At 55.4% G+C, this 20,036-nt stretch carries 21 protein-coding genes; 3 read left to right on the forward strand and 18 right to left on the reverse strand.

Annotation, left to right across the window (positions count from 1 at the left end; genetic code table 11):
- Positions 1-93: 93 nt before the first annotated feature.
- From rpoS to cysG, 13 genes are all read right to left on the reverse strand, one after another.
- Positions 94-1,086: an RNA polymerase sigma factor RpoS gene (gene rpoS / locus CUN67_RS15715; protein ID WP_208716252.1), complete on the reverse strand. Its 993-nt coding sequence runs from the start codon at positions 1,084-1,086 to the stop codon at positions 94-96.
- Positions 1,087-1,136: 50 nt separating this feature from the next.
- Positions 1,137-2,225, reverse strand: a complete 1,089-nt coding sequence (gene nlpD / locus CUN67_RS15720; protein ID WP_208716253.1) for a murein hydrolase activator NlpD — start codon at positions 2,223-2,225, stop codon at positions 1,137-1,139.
- A 161-nt stretch (positions 2,226-2,386) separates the two neighbouring features.
- Positions 2,387-3,013 carry a protein-L-isoaspartate(D-aspartate) O-methyltransferase gene (locus CUN67_RS15725; protein WP_084876460.1) on the reverse strand — a complete coding sequence of 209 codons (627 nt, stop codon included), beginning with the start codon at positions 3,011-3,013 and terminating at the stop codon, positions 2,387-2,389.
- Complete coding sequence (gene surE / locus CUN67_RS15730; protein WP_208716254.1) at positions 3,007-3,768, reverse strand: 5'/3'-nucleotidase SurE; 762 nt, start codon at positions 3,766-3,768, stop codon at positions 3,007-3,009. The genes CUN67_RS15725 and surE overlap by 7 nt, the downstream gene beginning before the upstream one ends.
- Positions 3,749-4,792 (reverse strand): tRNA pseudouridine(13) synthase TruD, encoded by a 1,044-nt coding sequence (truD, locus tag CUN67_RS15735; protein ID WP_208716255.1) that lies wholly within the window; start codon positions 4,790-4,792, stop codon positions 3,749-3,751. Before truD ends, surE begins: the two co-directional genes overlap by 20 nt.
- Complete coding sequence (gene ispF / locus CUN67_RS15740; RefSeq protein WP_302882473.1) at positions 4,789-5,271, reverse strand: 2-C-methyl-D-erythritol 2,4-cyclodiphosphate synthase; 483 nt, start codon at positions 5,269-5,271, stop codon at positions 4,789-4,791. Before ispF ends, truD begins: the two co-directional genes overlap by 4 nt.
- Positions 5,271-5,987, reverse strand: a complete 717-nt coding sequence (gene ispD / locus CUN67_RS15745; RefSeq protein WP_208716257.1) for a 2-C-methyl-D-erythritol 4-phosphate cytidylyltransferase — start codon at positions 5,985-5,987, stop codon at positions 5,271-5,273. The genes ispF and ispD overlap by 1 nt, the downstream gene beginning before the upstream one ends.
- Positions 5,988-5,990: 3 nt before the next feature.
- Positions 5,991-6,308: a cell division protein FtsB gene (ftsB, locus tag CUN67_RS15750; protein ID WP_208716258.1), complete on the reverse strand. Its 318-nt coding sequence runs from the start codon at positions 6,306-6,308 to the stop codon at positions 5,991-5,993.
- Positions 6,309-6,480: 172 nt separating this feature from the next.
- On the reverse strand, positions 6,481-6,801 hold the full coding sequence (locus CUN67_RS15755) for a DUF3561 family protein (protein WP_084876464.1): 321 nt from the start codon (positions 6,799-6,801) through the stop codon (positions 6,481-6,483).
- A gap of 54 nt (positions 6,802-6,855) precedes the next feature.
- A complete protein-coding gene (gene cysC, locus CUN67_RS15760) occupies positions 6,856-7,461 on the reverse strand; it encodes an adenylyl-sulfate kinase (RefSeq protein ID WP_208716259.1) in 606 nt (201 codons plus the stop codon).
- Positions 7,461-8,888, reverse strand: a complete 1,428-nt coding sequence (gene cysN / locus CUN67_RS15765; protein WP_208716260.1) for a sulfate adenylyltransferase subunit CysN — start codon at positions 8,886-8,888, stop codon at positions 7,461-7,463. Before cysN ends, cysC begins: the two co-directional genes overlap by 1 nt.
- Before the next feature lie 10 nt (positions 8,889-8,898).
- Positions 8,899-9,807 carry a sulfate adenylyltransferase subunit CysD gene (gene cysD / locus CUN67_RS15770; RefSeq protein ID WP_084876467.1) on the reverse strand — a complete coding sequence of 303 codons (909 nt, stop codon included), beginning with the start codon at positions 9,805-9,807 and terminating at the stop codon, positions 8,899-8,901.
- Positions 9,808-9,816: 9 nt separating this feature from the next.
- A complete protein-coding gene (cysG, locus tag CUN67_RS15775) occupies positions 9,817-11,232 on the reverse strand; it encodes a siroheme synthase CysG (protein WP_208716261.1) in 1,416 nt (471 codons plus the stop codon).
- A 246-nt stretch (positions 11,233-11,478) separates the two neighbouring features.
- On the opposite strand from cysG, the gene CUN67_RS15780 reads away from it, so the two are divergent.
- Together CUN67_RS15780 and CUN67_RS15785 are read left to right on the forward strand one after the other, a co-directional pair.
- Positions 11,479-12,498 (forward strand): aminopeptidase, encoded by a 1,020-nt coding sequence (locus tag CUN67_RS15780; RefSeq protein WP_208716262.1) that lies wholly within the window; start codon positions 11,479-11,481, stop codon positions 12,496-12,498.
- A 9-nt stretch (positions 12,499-12,507) separates the two neighbouring features.
- Positions 12,508-12,792, forward strand: coding sequence for a YciI family protein (locus CUN67_RS15785; protein ID WP_208716263.1), 285 nt, complete (start codon positions 12,508-12,510; stop codon positions 12,790-12,792).
- 72 nt (positions 12,793-12,864) lie between these two features.
- Here CUN67_RS15785 and CUN67_RS15790 read toward each other — a convergent pair whose 3' ends face one another.
- The 3 genes from CUN67_RS15790 to cysJ are packed head-to-tail and all read right to left on the reverse strand — an operon-like array spanning position 12,865 to position 17,125.
- Positions 12,865-13,599: a phosphoadenylyl-sulfate reductase gene (locus CUN67_RS15790; protein WP_208716264.1), complete on the reverse strand. Its 735-nt coding sequence runs from the start codon at positions 13,597-13,599 to the stop codon at positions 12,865-12,867.
- Positions 13,596-15,320 carry an assimilatory sulfite reductase (NADPH) hemoprotein subunit gene (gene cysI, locus CUN67_RS15795; protein WP_208716265.1) on the reverse strand — a complete coding sequence of 575 codons (1,725 nt, stop codon included), beginning with the start codon at positions 15,318-15,320 and terminating at the stop codon, positions 13,596-13,598. Before cysI ends, CUN67_RS15790 begins: the two co-directional genes overlap by 4 nt.
- Positions 15,320-17,125 carry an NADPH-dependent assimilatory sulfite reductase flavoprotein subunit gene (cysJ, locus tag CUN67_RS15800; RefSeq protein ID WP_208716266.1) on the reverse strand — a complete coding sequence of 602 codons (1,806 nt, stop codon included), beginning with the start codon at positions 17,123-17,125 and terminating at the stop codon, positions 15,320-15,322. The genes cysI and cysJ overlap by 1 nt, the downstream gene beginning before the upstream one ends.
- 292 nt (positions 17,126-17,417) lie before the next feature.
- On the opposite strand from cysJ, the gene queD reads away from it, so the two are divergent.
- Positions 17,418-17,780: a 6-carboxytetrahydropterin synthase QueD gene (gene queD / locus CUN67_RS15805; protein WP_208717238.1), complete on the forward strand. Its 363-nt coding sequence runs from the start codon at positions 17,418-17,420 to the stop codon at positions 17,778-17,780.
- A 110-nt stretch (positions 17,781-17,890) separates the two neighbouring features.
- Here queD and queE read toward each other — a convergent pair whose 3' ends face one another.
- Positions 17,891-18,562, reverse strand: a complete 672-nt coding sequence (gene queE, locus CUN67_RS15810; RefSeq protein WP_208716267.1) for a 7-carboxy-7-deazaguanine synthase QueE — start codon at positions 18,560-18,562, stop codon at positions 17,891-17,893.
- A 148-nt stretch (positions 18,563-18,710) separates the two neighbouring features.
- Positions 18,711-20,009, reverse strand: a complete 1,299-nt coding sequence (gene eno, locus CUN67_RS15815; protein WP_208716268.1) for a phosphopyruvate hydratase — start codon at positions 20,007-20,009, stop codon at positions 18,711-18,713.
- Positions 20,010-20,036 lie beyond the last annotated feature (27 nt).

The raw sequence follows: 20,036 nt of genomic DNA on the forward strand, positions 1-20,036 counted from the left end.
GCAGGATGGCGGTGACAGCCCGCCGCCATCCTGATTGACAGCCATAAAAAAACGGTGACCAGAAGGTCACCGTTTTTATGTAGCGATTACGGTTTATTCACGAAACAGTGCTTCGATATTCAGGCCCTGAGTTTGCAGGATTTCGCGCAAACGACGCAGACCTTCTACCTGAATCTGGCGGACACGCTCACGGGTCAAACCGATTTCGCGGCCAACATCTTCCAGCGTCGCCGCTTCATAGCCCAACAGGCCGAAACGACGCGCCAGCACTTCACGCTGCTTGGCATTCAGTTCAAACAACCACTTAACGATGCTTTGTTTCATATCATCGTCCTGCGTGGTGTCTTCCGGACCGTTGTCTTTTTCATCGGCCAGGATATCCAGCAACGCTTTTTCGGAATCACCACCGAGTGGCGTATCAACCGAGGTAATGCGCTCGTTGAGACGCAGCATACGGCTTACATCATCAACCGGTTTGTCCAGCTGCTCGGCGATCTCTTCGGCACTCGGCTCATGATCGAGCTTGTGTGAGAGTTCACGCGCAGTACGCAGATAGACATTTAACTCTTTAACAATGTGGATAGGCAGACGAATGGTACGGGTTTGGTTCATGATCGCCCGTTCAATAGTCTGACGAATCCACCAGGTGGCGTAAGTCGAGAAGCGGAACCCACGTTCCGGGTCAAACTTCTCTACGGCGCGAATCAGGCCGAGATTACCCTCTTCAATCAGATCAAGCAGAGCCAGACCGCGATTGCTGTAACGACGGGCAATCTTCACCACCAGACGCAGGTTACTTTCAATCATGCGACGGCGAGAAGGAACGTCGCCTCGTAATGCGCGGCGGGCAAAGAACACCTCTTCTTCCGCCGTTAACAATGGAGAATAACCAATTTCTCCGAGGTAGAGCTGCGTCGCATCCAAAACGCGTTGCGTCGCACCCTGTGACAACAACTCTTCTTCCGCTACATCGTTATCACCAGGTTCGTTCTCAACGAGAGCCTTCTCATCAAAAACCTCAGCTCCGTTCTCCTCGAATTCCGCATCTTCGTGTAACTCGTTAACTTTCAGCGTATTCTGGCTCATAAGCGGCTCCTACCCGTGATCCAAGGGCAGAACACCTGGGTTCTGCCGGATTATCGTTGCGGTAAGTAACGCAACGGATTTACGGATTTCCCCTTGTAACGAATTTCAAAATGCAATCTTACTGAACTGGTTCCGGTGCTACCCATAGTAGCGATTTTTTGCCCAGCTTTAACTTCCTGTTGTTCCCGGACCAGCATAGTGTCGTTATGGGCGTACGCACTCAGGTAGTCATCATTGTGTTTGATGATGATTAAATTACCGTACCCACGGAGCGCGTTGCCTGCGTATACCACTCTACCCGAAGCAGTGGCGACAACAGGTTGTCCGCGCGAACCGGCGATATCGATCCCTTTATTTCCGCCTTCCGCAGCGGAGAAGTTATCGATGATCTTCCCATCAGTCGGCCAACGCCAGCTTCCCACTGGGGTTGTGCTATCCGTTGTGCTGCTGACTGTGGGCGGTACGGTAACCGGAGCTGTGGTCGTTGCCACATTATTTGCCCCTTTCGACGGCAACAATTTGCTGCCTGAAGAATTACCCGAATCATCAGAATACGTAATAACAGGTTGCTGTGCAACTGGGGTCGATTTAATTTGCGAAGAACCCGGAGTAACAGGTACACCACCCTGAGTTGCATCCGCCGCAGTGATAGCGTTACCACCGGTAATTGACTGGCCGGATCCGTTACCAACCTGCAACGTTTGCCCGGCGTTCAGGCTATACGGGGCGGCGATGTTGTTGCGTTGCGCCAGATCGCGAAAATCGTTGCCGGTAATCCAGGCAATGTAGAACAGGGTATCGCCGCGCTTAACGGTGTAGGTCTCACCGCCATAGCTACCTTTAGGAATATTCCCATAATTTCGGTTGTATACAATGTGACCGTTTTGCGTCATCACATTATCATTACCACTAATCATTCCGCCCGAAGCGGGCGCAGAAGGTACACCACCACTTAACATTCCGCCACGAGGCATGGTCGGTACTCCGCCGCCAGAAGCGTCGCTCATACCACCGTTTCCACCAATCTGACTAATGGGTGCCTGTGTGTTATCGCTGGAGCTACAACCGGCCAGCCAGAAACCGACCACTGTCAGTGCCGCCAAACGGCGTAATTGAAATATTGTGCTTCCCGTGCTCATTGATCCCCCGTGATGGCAATCCTGGATATAACTGTGACTGCGATAGCCGCATTTTACACTGCGTAATGCGTCCGAAACGGCCTTTCGCTTTGATTAACAAGGATAGTAGCAAGATCAACTGCGCCATGCTATGTAACAGTTGTGAACAAGTACGAAGCGCTTTAGGCCAGGTCACCCTGAACTAAAGGCACAAAGCGGACGGGTTCGATGATCTCTTCAATCATCTCATCACCCTGGCGACGCAGACGCTTCAACACTTGCTGATCTTCTCCAACCGGCAGCACCATTCTGCCGCCGTCGCGCAATTGCGCTATCAGCGCAGTCGGAATTTCAGGGGGAGCTGCCGTGACAATGATGGCATCGAACGGACCGCGTGCCGCCCATCCCTGCCAGCCATCACCGTGGCGTGTGGAAACATTGTGGAGATCGAGCTGCTTCAGGCGGCGTTTCGCCTGCCACTGCAACCCTTTGATGCGTTCAACGGAATAAACGTGATTAACCAGATGGGCCAGAATAGCGGTCTGATAACCGGAGCCGGTGCCAATTTCCAGCACGCACGCATCAGCATTTAACTCAAGCAGCGCCGTCATCCGCGCCACCATATAAGGCTGTGAAATGGTCTGCCCGCTGCCAATCGGCAGGGCGACATTGTCCCAGGCTTTGTGTTCGAAGGCTTCGTCGATAAAACGCTCACGCGGCACATCGGCGATGGCTTTCAGCAGATGTTCATCATGGATGCCCTGCGCACGCAGTTGCGCCAGCAGGGTTTCGACACGCCGACTCACCATGCCAAATCCACCTCCGCCTGGGTCAGCCATTCGCTCAACACCAACTGCGCCGCTGGCGCAGTCAGGTCAACATGCAACGCGGTGATGGAAACGTACCCGGCATCAACCGCAGCAAAATCAGTATCCGGCCCCGCATCCAGCTTTTCACCCGGCGGCCCGATCCAGTACAGGGTGTTGCCGCGTGGGTCCTGCTGGCAAATCACCTGATCGGCCGGATGCCGGCTGCCGCAACGCGTCACGCGGAAGCCTTTCACTTCGGACAGGGGTAAATCCGGTACGTTGATATTCAGGATGCGACCGGTACGCAGCGGCTCACGCGTCAAGGCCCGCAGCAATGCGCAGGTCACTGCGGCGGCAGTGGCGTAATGCTGATGGCCGTTAAGGGATACGGCCAGCGCCGGTAGCCCGAGATGACGTCCCTCCATCGCAGCGGCCACCGTGCCAGAATAAATCACGTCATCACCGAGGTTCGGCCCGGCATTGATTCCGGAAACCACGATATCCGGACGCGGTTGCATCAGGGCATTCACCCCGAGAAACACGCAGTCGGTTGGTGTGCCCATCTGTACCGCGATATCGCCGTTTTCATGGGTAAAGGTACGAAGCGGTGTTTCGAGTGTCAGCGAGTTTGAGGCACCGCTCCGATTACGATCGGGTGCCACCACCTGCACTTCAGCAAACTGACGCAGCGCGCGCGCCAGTGTCTGAATGCCAGGAGCATGAATTCCGTCATCGTTACTCAGCAATATCCGCATCGTTACCTTCTTGTTGGAGAAGCTCACGCACCACGCTGGTGGCATAACTGCCCGCAGGCAGCCAGAATGCCATCTCCAGCGTCACATCATCCCACCAGTTCCAGCGCAAATCTTTTGGCACCACGCGCATCGCACGCCGTGCCGCATCAACACGTTCACGCTCAAGCAGTGTAATCAATTCTGCTGCACCTGCCAGGCTCTGCTGTTCAAATTCAAGCGCTTCCGCCTGAGTGCCCCAGCCACCCCGCCCGGCTAATGGGGCAGTGATGCGTAATTCGTCCTGGTCCACGCGCTGTTGCAGTTCAGCCAGTTCTTCTGCCTGCGCGACAAACCAGCTACCGCGACCGGTAAGCTGCAATGCATCGCCATTGATCACCGCGTCGAGGCTGTTGTCACGTTGTAAACGGGCGCTGGTCACCTGATTAAACAAATGGCTGCGCGTCGCCGAAAGCAGCAGACCTTTTTTGGCACGATCACGGGGGCGAAAGCTATCCTGCGCCCACTGGCGGGCCTGCGTCAGATTATTACCCTCGCGCCCGAAACGCTGCTCGCCAAAATAATTCGGTACACCGCTTTTCTGAATTTTCTGTAAACGCTGTTCCACCTCAGTGCGGTCCGAAATTTGACGGATCACCAGACGAAACGCATTTCCCGCCAGCGCACCGGTACGTAGTTTACGCTTGTGGCGCACCACCTGCAGGATTTCCACGCCTTCAAGCTGAAATTCAGACAGATCAGGCATGGCGTTACCCGGTAAACGGAAACAAAGCGTCTGTTCCGTCACCGCATGGCGGTCCTTCATCCCGGCATAGCTGAGATCACGCACATGTACACCCAGAAACTTCGCCAGCGCTTCTGCCACGAAGCGAGTGTTGCAGCCGATTTTACGGATACGCACCAGCAACTGTTCACCTTCGCCATCATAGGGATAACCGAGATCCTCAATAACGACAAAATCTTGCGGGTTCGCTTTGATCACCCCGGTCGCGCGTGGTTCACCATGCAGGTACAGCAATTCACTCATGCCGTTTCTGCCTTAACCAGCAGTGCAACGGCTTCACAGGCAATGCCTTCGCCGCGCCCGGTGAAACCCAGTTTTTCGGTGGTCGTCGCTTTGACGTTTACCTGATCCATATGACAGCCAAGATCTTCGGCGATATTCACGCGCATTTGCGGAACATGCGGCAACATCTTCGGTGCCTGAGCAATGATGGTGACATCCACGTTACCAATCTGGTAACCCTTCTGCTGGATGCGACGCCAGGCTTCACGCAATAAGCCACGGCTATCCGCACCTTTATAAGCAGGATCGGTATCGGGAAACAGTTTGCCGATATCGCCCATCGCCACCGCACCCAGCAGGGCATCCGTCAACGCATGCAACGCGACATCACCATCGGAATGCGCAATAAAACCCTGTTCAAAGGGAACCCGCACCCCGCCAATCACCAGAGGACCCGCGCCTCCGAAGGCGTGCACGTCAAAACCGTGGCCGATACGCATCATGCGCTCTCCTGTAACTGAATCTGGGTAAGATAGAAGGCCGCCAGCGCCAGGTCTTCTGGCCGCGTCACCTTGATATTATCACTGCGACCGCTCACCAGTTCGGGATGGTAGCCGCAGTATTCCAGTGCCGATGCCTCATCGGTAATGGTCGCCCCTTCATTAAGGGCGCGCGTCAGGCAGGCCGTCAGCAGTGCGTGAGGGAAGAATTGTGGTGTCAACGCATGCCATAAATTTTCACGCTCGACGGTGTGCGCAATGGCCGCTTTGCCCGGTTCGGCACGCTTCATGGTGTCACGCACCGGTGCTGCCAGAATCGCCCCCACTTTACTGTGCTGACGCACCGCCAGCAGGCGCGCTAAATCATCGGGGTGCAAACACGGACGCGCGGCGTCGTGCACCAGCACCCACTCCCCCTGCCTGATCGCCTGCAACCCCGCCAGCACTGACTCAGCGCGCGTCTCGCCGCCAGTGACGCGCAGCACGCGGGCATCCTGCGCCAGCGGCAAGGTGTCAAACCAGCCATCATCGGGGCCGATAGCGACCACCACCTGTTTCACGGCAGGATGCGCCAGCAACCGCGCGACGCTGTGTTCAAGAAGGGTAAGTTGACCGATGGTCAGATACTGTTTCGGGCAGGCCGCCTGCATGCGGCTGCCAATACCGGCAGCGGGCACTACGGCGATCACATCCGCAGAGGAAGAAAGGTTGTTCATGGTTTATCGTTGTTGATTTTGCGCAGCTTGTTGCGCGTTACGTTTGTTCTGGTCCGGCACCAAACGATAGAAGGTTTCACCGGGCTTGATCATGCCCAGTTCATTGCGTGCGCGTTCCTCGATAGCCTCAGAACCGCCGTTGAGATCGTCAATTTCGGCGAACAGCTGATCGTTACGCGCTTTGAGTTTGGCGTTATTCGCCTGTTGTGACGCGACGTCATCATTAACGCGCGTAAAATCATGAATCCCGTTCTTACCCAGCCACAACGAATATTGAAGCCAGCCGAGCAGTACGAGTAGCAGTAACGTCAGTTTTCCCATCCCCGCCCCCTGAAAAACGGCTCAATCATCCCATAACTTCGCGCCGGACTCCACTCCAGCAGCGAAAATGCCGTTCACAGGCGTTTGTCCGTACAAATAATGACGCAGATGATGAGAACATCGGCAGGTAAAGTTTTGTAACCAGCCGACGTGTTTGCACATCAGGCACAGCTTACCAGCCGGAGAGAAATGAGAAGAGTAGCCAGAACAGGCATACCACCACGATTGCCGTTACCACCCCGCTCCAGAACAAATGACCCCGCAGCATCAGGCTGAAGACAATACCAATCAGCACCGAAACCGGCAGCAGGGCGAGGAAGAATGGCCAGGTGTAGAGGAAGAAAAACAGCGTATTGGAGCCGTAGAGCAGAAACGGAATTGCCAGAGCGCACCAGTACGAGAGAAAACCAATCACACCACCCGGTAACGACGAGCGCGGCTCATCCTGGGGGAGTTCATCTTTGCGTGCCAGCATAGGGGTAACGTTCTGCATAGAGTTCCTGTTGACGCGAAGCGCGGCAAACCGTAATGATTTGCCGCTGTCTATTCAGGATCTGATGATATCGCGGTGGCGCAGCAGGTCTAACAATTGGGCGGTCAGTTTTGTAACCAATTGTTCACCATCGAGGTGGATTTCAGGCGCTTCCGGCGCCTCATAAACACTGTCGATACCGGTGAAATTGCGCAGTTCTCCGGCACGGGCTTTTTTATACAATCCTTTCGGATCGCGTGCTTCGCATACCGCCAGCGGCGTGTCGACAAACACTTCCACAAACTGGCCTTCTGCCAGCAGATCACGCACCATCTGGCGCTCGGCACGGTGCGGCGAAATAAAGGCGGTCAGCACCACCAGTCCCGCATCCACCATCAGCTTTGCCACTTCACCGACGCGACGAATATTTTCTTTACGATCGTCATCGCTAAAGCCGAGGTCACGGCATAAGCCGTGACGCACATTGTCACCATCCAGCAGATAGGTACTGACGCCGAGCCGGTGCAACGCCTGCTCCACTGCGCCTGCCACCGTGGATTTTCCCGAGCCGGACAGCCCGGTAAACCACAGCACCACGCCCTGATGGCCATGCTGCTGCTCACGCTCAGCGCGCGTCACCGGATGGTCATGCCACACCACGTTTTCATCGTGTTGCGCCATTACTGACCACCCAGCAGGTCGCGTGCATTCCAGTGTGGGAAATGACGACGAACCAGCGCATTCAGCTCCAGCTCAAAGTCGCTGTACTGACCAGCCTCAGCACGGCTGACACTTTGCGGTTGTTCAATCATGCCCGCGCCAACGGTAACGTTGCTCAGACGATCAATAAAAATCATGCCACCGGTGACCGGGTTCTGGCGATACTGATCCAGCACCATCGGTTCATCGAAGGTCACTTCCACCAGGCCGATACCGTTCAACGGCAGGCTGTCTGCGCTGCGTTTTTCCAGCGTATTGATCTCAACCTGATGAATCACTTTTTCCACGCGGCCACGGGCTTTCTTACCGGCAATCTTCACATCATAACTCTGACCTGGCTGCAACGGCTGCTCGGCCATCCACACCACATTGACGGTGGCGGATTGCACCGATTTCAGCTCCGCATCAGCGTCCACCAACAGATCGCCACGACTGATGTCGATCTCATCCTTCAGCACCAGGGTGATGGCCTCGCCCGCTCCGGCCTCCGGCAAATCACCGTCAAAGGTGACGATACGCGCGACAGTCGATTCCACACCCGACGGCAGCACTTTCACGCGCTGGCCCACTTTCACCACACCTGACGCCAGCGTGCCGGCATAGCCACGGAAATCGAGGTTCGGGCGGTTAACGTACTGCACCGGGAAACGCATCGGCTGATGATCAACCACGCGGTTCAGCTCCACCGTTTCCAGCACATCCAGCAGCGTCGGACCGCTGTACCACGGCATGCTCTCGCTCTGTGAGGCAACATTATCCCCCTCCAGCGCCGACATCGGCACAAAGCGGATATCGAGGTCTTCCGGCAACTGTGCCGCGAAATCGAGGTAATCCTGTTTGATCTGCTCAAAACGGTCCTGGTTGAATTCCACCAGGTCCATCTTGTTGATCGCCACCACCAGATGCTTAATGCCCAGCAGCGTCGAGATAAAACTGTGACGACGGGTCTGATCCAGCACGCCTTTACGTGCATCGATCAGCAGAATCGCCAGATCGCAGGTTGAGGCACCGGTCGCCATATTGCGCGTGTACTGCTCGTGCCCTGGGGTGTCCGCGATAATGAATTTGCGCTTCTCGGTGGAGAAATAACGGTAGGCCACGTCAATGGTGATGCCTTGCTCACGCTCGGCCTGCAAACCATCAACCAGCAGCGCCAGATCCAGCTTCTCGCCCTGGGTACCGTGACGTTTGCTGTCATTGTGCAGCGAAGAGAGCTGATCTTCATAAATCTGGCGGGTATCGTGCAGCAAACGGCCAATCAGCGTACTTTTGCCGTCGTCCACGCTACCGCAGGTGAGGAAACGCAGCAGGCTTTTGTGTTGTTGCGCGGTCAGCCAGGCTTCCACGCCGCCCTGATCGGCAATCTGTTGTGCAATAACGGTATTCATCTGCGTCTCCTTAGAAATAACCCTGACGTTTCTTCAGTTCCATCGAACCGGCCTGGTCGCGGTCAATCACGCGGCCCTGGCGTTCGCTGGTAGTGGAGACCAGCATCTCTTCAATAATTTCCGGTAGCGTGCGTGCTTCGGATTCCACCGCACCGGTCAGCGGCCAGCAGCCGAGGGTACGGAAACGCACCATACGCTGCTTGATCACTTCGCCCGGTTGCAGGTCGATACGATCGTCATCCACCATCATCAGCATGCCATCACGCTCCAGCACCGGACGCGGTGCGGCGAGATACAACGGCACAATCTCGATGTTTTCCAGGAAGATGTACTGCCAGATATCCAGCTCGGTCCAGTTAGAAAGCGGGAACACGCGAATGCTCTCACCTTTGTTAATCTGGCCGTTGTAGTTATGCCACAGCTCCGGGCGCTGGTTTTTCGGGTCCCAGCGATGGAAGCGATCACGAAATGAATAGATACGTTCTTTGGCGCGTGATTTCTCTTCATCACGGCGTGCTCCACCAAACGCGGCATCAAAGCCGTATTTGTTCAGCGCCTGCTTCAGCCCTTCGGTTTTCATGATGTCGGTGTGTTTGGCGCTACCGTGCACAAACGGGTTGATGCCCATTGCCACGCCTTCCGGATTACGATGTACCAGCAGCTCAGCGCCCATCGCTTTGACGGTGCGGTCACGGAATTCGTACATTTCACGGAATTTCCAGCCGGTATCAACGTGCAGCAGCGGAAATGGCAGCGTGCCCGGATAGAAGGCTTTACGCGCCAGATGTAGCATCACCGAGGAGTCCTTGCCGATGGAGTACATCATCACCGGATTACTGAACTCGGCCGCCACCTCGCGGATGATATGGATACTCTCTGCCTCCAGCTGGCGCAGATGAGTGAGTCGGTTTTGGTCCATAATTTTTCCTCAAGCCAAATTGACAACGGCGGACTCACGAGTCCCCTGCTGTGCCGAATGTTGAAACCAGGCCAGTTGCCCGTGCAAATTCACAACTTCGCCAATCACCAGCAAGGCTGGCGTCGGCGCGGTGGCGGCCAGCGCCTCCAGTTGGGCTAAGGTGCCAGTCAGCACCTGTTGATCCTGACGCGTGCCGCGGCCAATCACCGCAACAGGCGTCGCCGGATCGCGCCCGTGTTCGATCAGTCCGGCGGCAATCTCCGCCGCCTTCACCGTGCCCATATAAATCGCCAGCGTCTGACGCGCACGCGCCAGTGACGGCCAGTCAATACCGTTGCTGTCTGCCCGGCAGTGGCCGGTGATAAACAACACGCTTTGCGCATGGTCACGATGGGTTAAAGGAATACCGGCATAGGCGGTTGCACCCGCTGCCGCAGTGATGCCAGGCACCACCTGAAACGGGATACCGGCGGCTTTGGCGGCCTGCAACTCTTCGCCGCCACGGCCAAAAATAAAGGGATCGCCGCCTTTCAGCCGCACCACTCGTTTGCCTTCCAGCGCCAGTTTCACCAGCAGCTGATTGGTCTCTTCCTGTGACACGGAATGGGCACCGGCACGTTTGCCCACGCAGATACGATCGGCATCGCGTCGGACCAGTTCCAGCACCTCATCACTGACCAGATGGTCATACAGCACCACATCGGCCAGCTGCATCACCTGCAAGCCACGCAGCGTCAACAACCCGGCATCACCGGGACCGGCACCCACCAGGGTGATTTCGCCTGCGTTATCGCTGTCGTTTTCCAGCTCACGATCCAGGGTGCGACGCGCTTCATTAACGTTGCCAGCCGCCATCTGGCTGGCGAACAGGCCGTTGAAGGCGCGTTCCCAGAAACGACGACGTTCTGACATCTGTTGATAACGTTGTTTCACCTTCTCGCGCCACTGCCCGGCAACGGTCGCCATTTGTCCGAGGTTGGCAGGCAGCAGGGCTTCAATTTTTTCCCGTAGCAGGCGCGCCAGCACCGGTGCGGTTCCGCTGGAGGAAATCGCCACCACCAGCGGGGAGCGATCGACAATCGATGGGAAGATAAAGCTGCATTTCGGCTGGTCATCCACCACGTTCACCAGCTTGTGGCGCGCGTTGGCAGCGTCGAAAACCTGGCTGTTAAGCGCGTTGTTATCCGTGGCGGCGATCACGAGGAACACGCCTTCCAGCTGTTCCGCATCGAAGGTTTGTGCTATCCACTCAATGGCCGCAATCTCATGCAGCGCCTGTAGCTCATGGCCCAGCTTGCGCGCTGTTACGCGCACGTGCGCACCGGCACGCCGCAGCAGTTCAATTTTGCGCGCAGCGATGTCGCCACCGCCGACAACCAGCACCGGACGGTTTTTGAGATCGGCAAAGAGGGGCAGATAATCCACGTTAACCTTGTTAGTTTTACAATAAGTTAACGCGACTATACGTCCCTGCCTTCTGGCAGATGAAATTACGAATTGGAATGAGTAGTTACCGAATGGAATAACGACCCGGGATTGCTGAGAACATTTTGTGCTTAGCAAATGATATTGCTGGTGTTTCGGAGCAAATCAAATTGTGTAATACCGGTCACAGTTTCATACTAAAGCAGAATTTTTTTCGCACGACGGGATGTCAGAAAAGGACACACTATGTTTGCCACCCTCCGCCGCGTCCTGCTGGCAGCAGCGATAGCGGGCGGTTTTCCTCTCCTTGCTCAGGCTGCCGGAAACGTACCCGGGCAATTTGCCGAACAACAATTGCGCCATATCGCAACCTATTATCCGGGCCGCATGAGCGGCAGCCCGGCAGAGCTGATGGCTGCAGATTATCTGCGCCAGCAATTCACCGAGCTGGGTTATCAGAGCAATACCCGCCAGTTCAATACCGGCTATAACTGGCGCGAAAAACAAGGCCAGATGCGCTGGCATAAAGTGACCGCCACCTCAGTGATTGCCGCGCGCGCAGGTAGCGCACCGCAGGAGATTCTGATTGTGGCGCATCTCGACACCTGGACACCGCTCAACAGCCGTGAAACCGACAACAATATCGGTGGGCTGCGGTTGCAGGGCGTGGATGATAACGCTTCCGGCCTGGGCGTCATGCTGGAGTTAGCCCAGCAACTCAGTAAAACACCGTTACATTATGGCGTCCGCTTTGTGGCGTTGAGTGCCGGTGAAACCGGTCTGCATGGCATGGATGATTATCTGTCACGCATGAGCGCCAAAGAAAAGAAAGACACCCTGCTGGTGATCGATCTGAACAGTCTGATCGTCGGTGATCATCTTTACTTCAACAACGGCATGAATACGCCATCGGCGGTGCGTAAGCAAACCAGCGCCCGCGCCGTGCAGCTGGCGCACCGTTTCGGCATTTCTGCTGTCACCCATACGCTGACCGCCCGCGATTTTCCTGGCGAGAATCCTTTTGATAAGGCCGGTATGCCGCTGCTGGACGTCACCGCCAGCAACTGGGCACTGGGCAATAAAGATGGGCAACAGCAGCGCGCGCGCAGCCACCACTTTCCGGATGGCAGTGTGCGTCATCAGACCGAGCGCGATAATCTGGACTATCTCGACCACTGGCTGCCTGGCCGCATTACCCAACGCACCCATGAGAGCGTGAAAATCCTGTTGCCATTGCTTACCGAGCTGGCGAACCCGACAACTTGAGGAACTGATATGTACGTGGTTTATCTGAACTATTTCCGTCCGGTGGAAGAAGTGGAAGTGCTGCTCGCGCCCCATATCGCATGGCTGGATCGCTATTTCGCCAGCGGCGCGTTTATTGCGGCGGGACGTAAAGATCCGCGCACTGGCGGAATGGTGATGGTGAAAGAGATGCCACGGGATGAGCTGGACGCGATTCTGGCGGAAGATCCCTTTGTGGCGGTGGCGCATTACGAAGTGACAAAGGTGAATGTGACGCGCGCCAGTGAAGCGTTTGCGGGATTAACGGGGATTTAATTTCGTAGCGGCGCGATTTATCGCGCGTTTTTTAAACCCGCGCGATAAATCGCGCCGCTACGGATGCAAATATTAACCTTCGTGCAGACCGCACTCACGCTTCAGACCGAAGAAACGCGTTTCTTCTTCTGCCATCCCCGGTTCCCATTTCTTCGTGGTATGGGTATCCCCCACTGACAGGTAACCCTCATCCCACAACGGATGATATTTCAGGCCATGCTGTTTCAGGTACTGATGCACCTGGCGGTTATCCCAGTCAATAATCGGCAGAACTTTAAAAACACCGCGCTGAATGGCCAGCACTGGCAGATGCGCCCGGCTGCCGGACTGATCGCGGCGCAGGCCGGCAAACCAGGTTTGCGCCCCCAGCGTTTCCAGCGCGCGGTTCATCGGTTCCACTTTATTGATCTGGTTATATTTCTCGATCCCTTCGACGCCCTGCTCCCAAAGTTTGCCGAAACGCGCTTCCTGCCAGGCGGGTGAGGCTTCAGCACGGAATACCTGCAAATTCAGGCTGAGTTGCTCAGTCAGCTCATCGATAAAGCGATAGGTTTCCGGGAACAGATATCCGGTATCTGTCAGGATCACCGGAATATCCGGTTTCAGTCGGGTGACCATATGCAACAGCACCGCCGCCTGAATACCAAAGCTGGACGAGAGCACAAACGCACCAGGTAGTTGCTCCAGCGCCCAGTTCAGACGCTCTTCAGCCGATTGTTTTTCCAACCGGGCGTTGGTTTCCGCCAGCGCCATCACACGATCAATTTTCGCTAAATCATTCAGTGCGGTGAGATCGAGTACCGTCATACTGCCTCCGGGTCCCAAAAATCACGGGCAGGATCAACTACTGGCTTCACGATGCCCGCGCGAATCACGAAGTCGCCAAAACCTTCTTCACCCTTGCGTTCTTTGGCCCAGCGTCCCACCAGCTCATCAATGCTGGCCAGGATTTCGCCTTCCGTGATGTTTTCAAGATACATGCGCGGAATACGGGTACCGATGCGGTTGCCGCCAATATGCAGGTTGTAACGACCTGGCGCTTTGCCCACTAGACCGATTTCCGCCAGCATGGCACGGCCACAACCGTTAGGACAACCGGTAACGCGTAGCACTATGTGCTCCTCACCGACGCCATGACCATGCATGATCTCCTCCACTTTGGTCACGAACGACGGCAGGAAGCGTTCGGCTTCAGCCATCGCCAGCGGGCAAGTCGGGAAAGACACACAGGCCATCGAGTTTTCACGCTGCGGCGTCACCTGCTCCATCAAACCGTGTTCACGGGCGATGGCTTCGATCTGCGCTTTTTGCTTCTCCGGCACACCCGCAACAATCAGGTTCTGATTAGCGGTAAGACGGAAATCACCCTGATGCACTTTGGCGATTTCAGCGATCCCCCGCTTCAATGGACGGCCCGGATAATCCAGCAGACGGCCGTTTTCGATAAACAGCGTCAGATGCCATTTCTTATCGACACCTTTGATCCAGCCAATACGATCGCCACGGGTGGTGAATTCATAGGGACGCGTCGGACCGAAGGTAAGTCCGGCACGTTTTTCCACTTCCGCTTTAAAGGTTTCCACGCCCACGCGTTCCAGCGTGTATTTGGTTTTGGCGTTTTTACGATCGGTACGGTTGCCCCAGTCGCGCTGCGTGGTCACCACGGCTGCGGCGACATCCAGGATCTTCTCTACTGGCAGGAAGCCGAACTCGCTGGCGGTACGCGCGTAGGTCGCTTTGTTACCGTGATCGATCGACAATCCACCGCCCACCAGCAGGTTAAAGCCCACCAGTTTGCCTTTCTCCGCAATGGCGATGAAGTTGAGGTCGTTGGCGTGCAGATCCACATCGTTATGCGGCGGGATCACTACCGTGGTTTTAAACTTACGCGGCAGGTAGGTCTCACCGAGGATCGGCTCCTCATCGGTGGTTGCCACTTTTTCCTGATCCCACCAGATCTCCGCATAGGCACGGGTTTTCGGCAGCAGGTGCTCCGACAACTTTTTCGCCCATTCGTAGGCTTCCTGATGCAGCTCAGATTCCACCGGGTTCGAGGTGCACAACACGTTACGGTTGACGTCGTTGGCGGTTGCCAGCGCATCAAGACCGACTTCATGCAGCATCTGGTGGGTCGGCTTGACGTTCTTCTTCAGAATGCCGTGAAACTGGAAGGTCTGGCGGTTGGTCAGACGGATACTGCCGTAAATGGTTTTGTCGGTGGCGAATTTATCAATCGCCAGCCACTGAGTCGGCGTGATGATACCGCCTGGCAGACGGCAGCGCAGCATCATGGCATGACGCGGTTCGAGTTTCTGCGCCGCACGCTCGGCACGGATGTCGCGGTCATCCTGCTGGTACATACCGTGGAAACGGATCAGCAGGAAGTTATCGCCGTTGAAGCCGCCGGTCAGACCATCATCAAGATCTTCAAGGATGGTGCCACGCAGATAATTGCTTTGCTTTTTCAGACGCTCGGCGTCAACAAGTTTGCCTTCAACGACCAGCGGTCCAGGGTGTTTTTCACTCATTAGTAAACGTCTCGCTGATAACGGCGCTCAATGCGCAGCTCACTTAAAAACTCGTCAGCCGTTTCACGATCCATTCCACCGTGCTCGGCCACCACATCCAGTAATGCCTGCTCAACGTCTTTCGCCATGCGATTAGCGTCGCCACAGACGTAAAGGTGCGCGCCTTCTTCAATCCAGCGCCACACTTCCGCGCCTTTCGCACGGATTTTATCTTGTACGTAAATCTTCTCTGCCTGGTCGCGTGACCATGCCAGATCGATATGGGTCAGCAGACCGTCTTTGACATATTTCTGCCACTCAACCTGATACAGGAAATCGTCGGTAAAGTGCGGGTTGCCAAAGAACAGCCAGTTTTTGCCACTGGCACCGTCGTTATCACGCTGCTGCATAAACGCACGGAACGGCGCAATGCCCGTGCCGGGTCCGATCATGATCACCGGGGTTTCCGGGTTGGCAGGCAAACGGAAGTTGTCGTTATGTTCGATAAACACGCGAATGTCGCTGTCTTCTTCCAGACGATCGGCCAGCCAGGTCGAGGCACCACCGCCACGTACCCGTCCATCGATGTCGTAGCGCACCGCACCGACGGTGATGTGCACTTCGGTTTCGTTCTCAGCCTGTGAGGAAGCGATGGAATACAGACGCGGTGTCAGCGGACGCAGCAGCCCGGTTAACTGTTCAGCGTTCAGTTCGGTGGGAGCCTGACGCACCATATCGACAATCGGCAGGCTCTGCGCGTAATGCTGTAATTTTGGCTTATCACCCACCAATGCCAGCAGCGCATCGTTACGTGCCAGCGCAGCGTATTGTTCAACGATCTGCGGCGTGTTTACCGTCAGCTCGAAATGACGTTGCAGGGCGTCAGACAGCGCCAGCGTTTCACCGTGGAGAGTGACCGGCTCGTCACCCTTCAGCCATAGCAGTTCCAGCAGTTCTGTTACCAGCGCCGGATCGTTTTGATACCAGACACCGAGGGCATCGCCCGGCTGGTAACGCAGACCAGAGTCACCGAGGTCAATTTCGATATGACGCACGTCTTTATCAGAATCACGCCCGGTGATTTTCTGATTCAGGGCAAAGCTGGCTGTCAGCGGCGCTTCTTTGGTGTAGGGGCTGGTATGAACTTCGTTCAGGCTACCCGCTGCGGTGATGGCTGCGATGGCCGGTGCTTCTGTTGGCACCCGCGCTTTCAGGATATCGGTGATTTGCTGACGCCAGGCACTGGCCTGTGCTGCATAATCCACATCCGCATCAACGCGATCCAGCAGACGCTCTGCACCCAGCTCAGCCAGGCGGCTGTCGAAGTCCTTACCGGCTTTGCTAAAGAATTCGTAGGAGGTATCGCCAAGACCAAATACGGCAAAGGCGGTGCTATTCAGCGTCGGCGCTTTTTTCGACATCAGGAATTTATGCAGCGCCACCGCTTCTTCCGGCGGCTCACCTTCGCCCTGGGTGGAAGTCACCACCACAATCAGCTTTTCCTGACCAATTTGTTTGAATTTGTAGTCACCGGCGTTGACCAGATTAACGCTCAGTTTGGCGGCCAGCAGGTCATCACGCAGTTGTTCCGCCAGTCGACGCGCATTGCCGGTTTGCGATGCGGAGATCAACAGGATGGTCGGCACTTCGGCCTGTACCGGCGCAGGAGCAGCCACTGCCCCCGGCGTCTGGTTGACCATGCCCCAGAAATAACCCGAAAGCCATGCCATTTGGGTGGTAGAGAAATCGGTAGTCGCCGCCTGTAAGCGCGCGAGTTGCTCCGGTGTTAGCGGCAGCAATGAACCTGGGGGTGCCTGAGTCGTCATCGCGTTAAAAATTCCAGTATCAGAAGTCCGGACCGTAAAGGGGTGGAAGAGTGAGTAGGTTACCGGCCCGTATATTAACGATTAAATAAACCTTCGACATAATAAATAACCAAAACGACTAAGTGGTTTTTCGGGTAATGCTAACCAGCAAAAGTGGTAAATAAAGCCATGAATATTCAATTAGTTAATTTTCAGGTTGATTGGGCTGAGTGCGTAAAATGCCCTGTTCATCGGTAACGGATGCTAAAAATCTGCATTTCAGGTAGACTTCAGCGGTTTTTATGTTGAGGCCATTATGTCTACCACGTTGTTTAAAGAGTTCCAGTTTGAAGCGGCGCACCGCTTACCTCACGTGCCTGAAGGGCACAAATGCGGTCGTCTGCACGGCCATTCCTTTCTGGTGCGGCTGGAAATTACCGGTGAAGTGGATGCTTATACCGGTTGGGTTATGGATTTTGCAGAACTGAAAGCGGCGTTTGCGCCAATTTATGACCGCCTCGATCATCATTATCTGAATGATATTCCGGGTCTTGAGAATCCCACCAGCGAAGTGCTGGCAAAATGGATTTGGGACGAGATGAAACCGATCCTGCCAGAACTCAGTGCCGTGATGATCAAAGAAACCTGCACCGCAGGCTGCGTCTACCGCGGCTAACCATAAGGTATAAGCACACACATCCGTAGCGGCGCGATTTATCGCGCGTTTTTTTGCGGATGTGCTCGCTGCGCGATAAATCGCGCCGCTACGGGTTTGTGCAGGGAAAATCAGGCGATATTGAGATATTTGTGCGTCTGCATCGATAAGCGCCAGTTGCGGGCAATGCAGGTTTCAATACACAGTTTGGTCGCCGCATCACCCCGGCTGATGGGCTGCAACGCAATGATGCGTTTTTTCTCGTCGTGCAATCCTGCCAGCAGCGCATCCAGCGCTTCGACATCACGCTCGCGCGCCACCGGATGTTTGATCTCATCCGCCCGCACTAACGCCTGCGGCAGCACATCGTAGCCACCACGCATATTCACTTTCGGGGAAACCGTCACCCAGGTAGTGTCAGTGCAGCGAATGTCATGGGTACCGCTGGTTTCAATCTGGCACTGAAAACCCGCCGCTTCCAGCGCGCTGGTCAGGGGGCGTAAATCGTAAATGGCTGGTTCACCGCCGGTAATCACCACATGGCGGGCGGTCCAGCCCTGACGCTGAATGCTATCAATCAGCATCGCAGCATCGGCGTTACCCCAGGCGTCGCTTTCAACGGTTTTCACCAGAATATCACCGAGCGAGGTCTCCCGATCAGCCAGCTTTTCCCAGGTATGTTTGGTATCACACCAGCTACAACCCACCGGACATCCCTGCAAGCGGATGAACAGTGCCGGAACGCCCGTGTAAAAACCTTCGCCCTGTAGCGTCTGGAACATTTCGTTAATCGGGTAGTACATTTTTTACTCACTTCACTTATTCAAGGCGCAGATTATGGCAGATCTGTCACCGGTAACAACAGCGGCTTTACGCCAAAAATGCAAAAGCCCCGCACAAGGCGGGGCTTCATATCAGGCGATACCGCCTTACGGCAGCATCAGCAGGCGATTAAGCCTGGCCTTTCACTTCTTTCAGACCGTTGAAAGGTGCTTTCGCGCCCAGTGCTTCTTCGATACGAATCAGCTGGTTGTACTTAGCAACGCGGTCAGAACGGCTCATAGAACCGGTTTTGATCTGGCCAGCTGCAGTACCTACCGCCAGGTCAGCGATGGTCGCATCTTCGGTTTCACCTGAACGGTGAGAGATCACCGCGGTGTAGCCTGCGTCTTTCGCCATCTTGATAGCAGCCAGCGTTTCGGTCAGTGAACCGATCTGGTTGAATTTGATCAGGATGGAGTTAGCGATGCCTTTATCGATACCTTCTTTCAGGATCTTGGTGTTGGTTACGAACAGGTCGTCACCCACCAGCTGGATTTTGTCGCCCAGCACTTTGGTCTGGTAAGCGAAGCCCGCCCAGTCAGACTCGTCCAGACCGTCTTCGATAGAAACGATCGGGTACTGTTTGGTCAGATCTTCCAGGAAGTGAGTGAACTCTTCAGAAGTGAACGCTTTACCGCCTTCACCCGCCAGCACGTATTTGCCGTCTTTGTAGAATTCAGACGCTGCGCAGTCCATCGCCAGAGTGATGTCTTTGCCCAGTTCGTAGCCTGCTGCTTTTACCGCTTCAGCGATAACAGCCAGTGCTTCGGCGTTAGAACCCAGGTTCGGCGCGTAGCCACCTTCGTCACCCACCGCAGTGTTCATGCCTTTGCTTTTCAGCACTTTCGCCAGGTGATGGAAAACTTCAGAACCCATACGGATGGCTTCTTTAACCGTCTTCGCGCCAACCGGCTGAATCATGAATTCCTGGATGTCGACGTTGTTGTCAGCGTGTTCACCACCGTTGATGATGTTCATCATTGGCAGCGGCATAGAATATTTGCCCGGGGTGCCGTTCAGTTCAGCGATGTGCTCATACAGCGGCTGACCTTTAGAAGCAGCAGCAGCTTTCGCCGCAGCCAGTGAAACGGCCAGAATGGCGTTTGCACCGAAGTTGGATTTGTTCTCAGTACCGTCCAGCTCGATCATGATCTTATCGATGTTCGCCTGGTCTTTGGCATCTTTGCCTTTTACCGCGTCAGCGATCGGACCGTTAACCGCCGCAACCGCTTTGGTTACGCCTTTGCCCAGGAAACGAGATTTGTCACCGTCACGCAGCTCCAGCGCTTCGCGAGAACCGGTTGACGCACCTGACGGCGCAGCAGCCAGACCAACGAAACCACCTTCCAGATGCACTTCTGCTTCTACAGTCGGGTTGCCACGGGAGTCGATAATTTCGCGACCGATGACTTTTACGATTTTGGACATTCGATTTTCCTCAGTACAAGTTAGTCA

It is taken from the genome of Pantoea cypripedii (assembly GCF_011395035.1).
GTDB lineage: Bacteria > Pseudomonadota > Gammaproteobacteria > Enterobacterales > Enterobacteriaceae > Pantoea > Pantoea cypripedii_A.

Coding starts and splice junctions, on each gene's coding strand:
- rpoS (WP_208716252.1), bottom strand. CDS start 1,086: ATGAGCCAGAATACGCTGAAAGTTAACGAGTTACACGAAGATGCGGAA.
- nlpD (WP_208716253.1), bottom strand. CDS start 2,225: ATGAGCACGGGAAGCACAATATTTCAATTACGCCGTTTGGCGGCACTG.
- CUN67_RS15725 (WP_084876460.1), bottom strand. CDS start 3,013: ATGGTGAGTCGGCGTGTCGAAACCCTGCTGGCGCAACTGCGTGCGCAG.
- surE (WP_208716254.1), bottom strand. CDS start 3,768: ATGCGGATATTGCTGAGTAACGATGACGGAATTCATGCTCCTGGCATT.
- truD (WP_208716255.1), bottom strand. CDS start 4,792: ATGAGTGAATTGCTGTACCTGCATGGTGAACCACGCGCGACCGGGGTG.
- ispF (WP_302882473.1), bottom strand. CDS start 5,271: ATGCGTATCGGCCACGGTTTTGACGTGCACGCCTTCGGAGGCGCGGGT.
- ispD (WP_208716257.1), bottom strand. CDS start 5,987: ATGAACAACCTTTCTTCCTCTGCGGATGTGATCGCCGTAGTGCCCGCT.
- ftsB (WP_208716258.1), bottom strand. CDS start 6,308: ATGGGAAAACTGACGTTACTGCTACTCGTACTGCTCGGCTGGCTTCAA.
- CUN67_RS15755 (WP_084876464.1), bottom strand. CDS start 6,801: ATGCAGAACGTTACCCCTATGCTGGCACGCAAAGATGAACTCCCCCAG.
- cysC (WP_208716259.1), bottom strand. CDS start 7,461: ATGGCGCAACACGATGAAAACGTGGTGTGGCATGACCATCCGGTGACG.
- cysN (WP_208716260.1), bottom strand. CDS start 8,888: ATGAATACCGTTATTGCACAACAGATTGCCGATCAGGGCGGCGTGGAA.
- cysD (WP_084876467.1), bottom strand. CDS start 9,807: ATGGACCAAAACCGACTCACTCATCTGCGCCAGCTGGAGGCAGAGAGT.
- CUN67_RS15780 (WP_208716262.1), top strand. CDS start 11,479: ATGTTTGCCACCCTCCGCCGCGTCCTGCTGGCAGCAGCGATAGCGGGC.
- CUN67_RS15785 (WP_208716263.1), top strand. CDS start 12,508: ATGTACGTGGTTTATCTGAACTATTTCCGTCCGGTGGAAGAAGTGGAA.
- CUN67_RS15790 (WP_208716264.1), bottom strand. CDS start 13,599: ATGACGGTACTCGATCTCACCGCACTGAATGATTTAGCGAAAATTGAT.
- cysI (WP_208716265.1), bottom strand. CDS start 15,320: ATGAGTGAAAAACACCCTGGACCGCTGGTCGTTGAAGGCAAACTTGTT.
- cysJ (WP_208716266.1), bottom strand. CDS start 17,125: ATGACGACTCAGGCACCCCCAGGTTCATTGCTGCCGCTAACACCGGAG.
- queE (WP_208716267.1), bottom strand. CDS start 18,562: ATGTACTACCCGATTAACGAAATGTTCCAGACGCTACAGGGCGAAGGT.
- eno (WP_208716268.1), bottom strand. CDS start 20,009: ATGTCCAAAATCGTAAAAGTCATCGGTCGCGAAATTATCGACTCCCGT.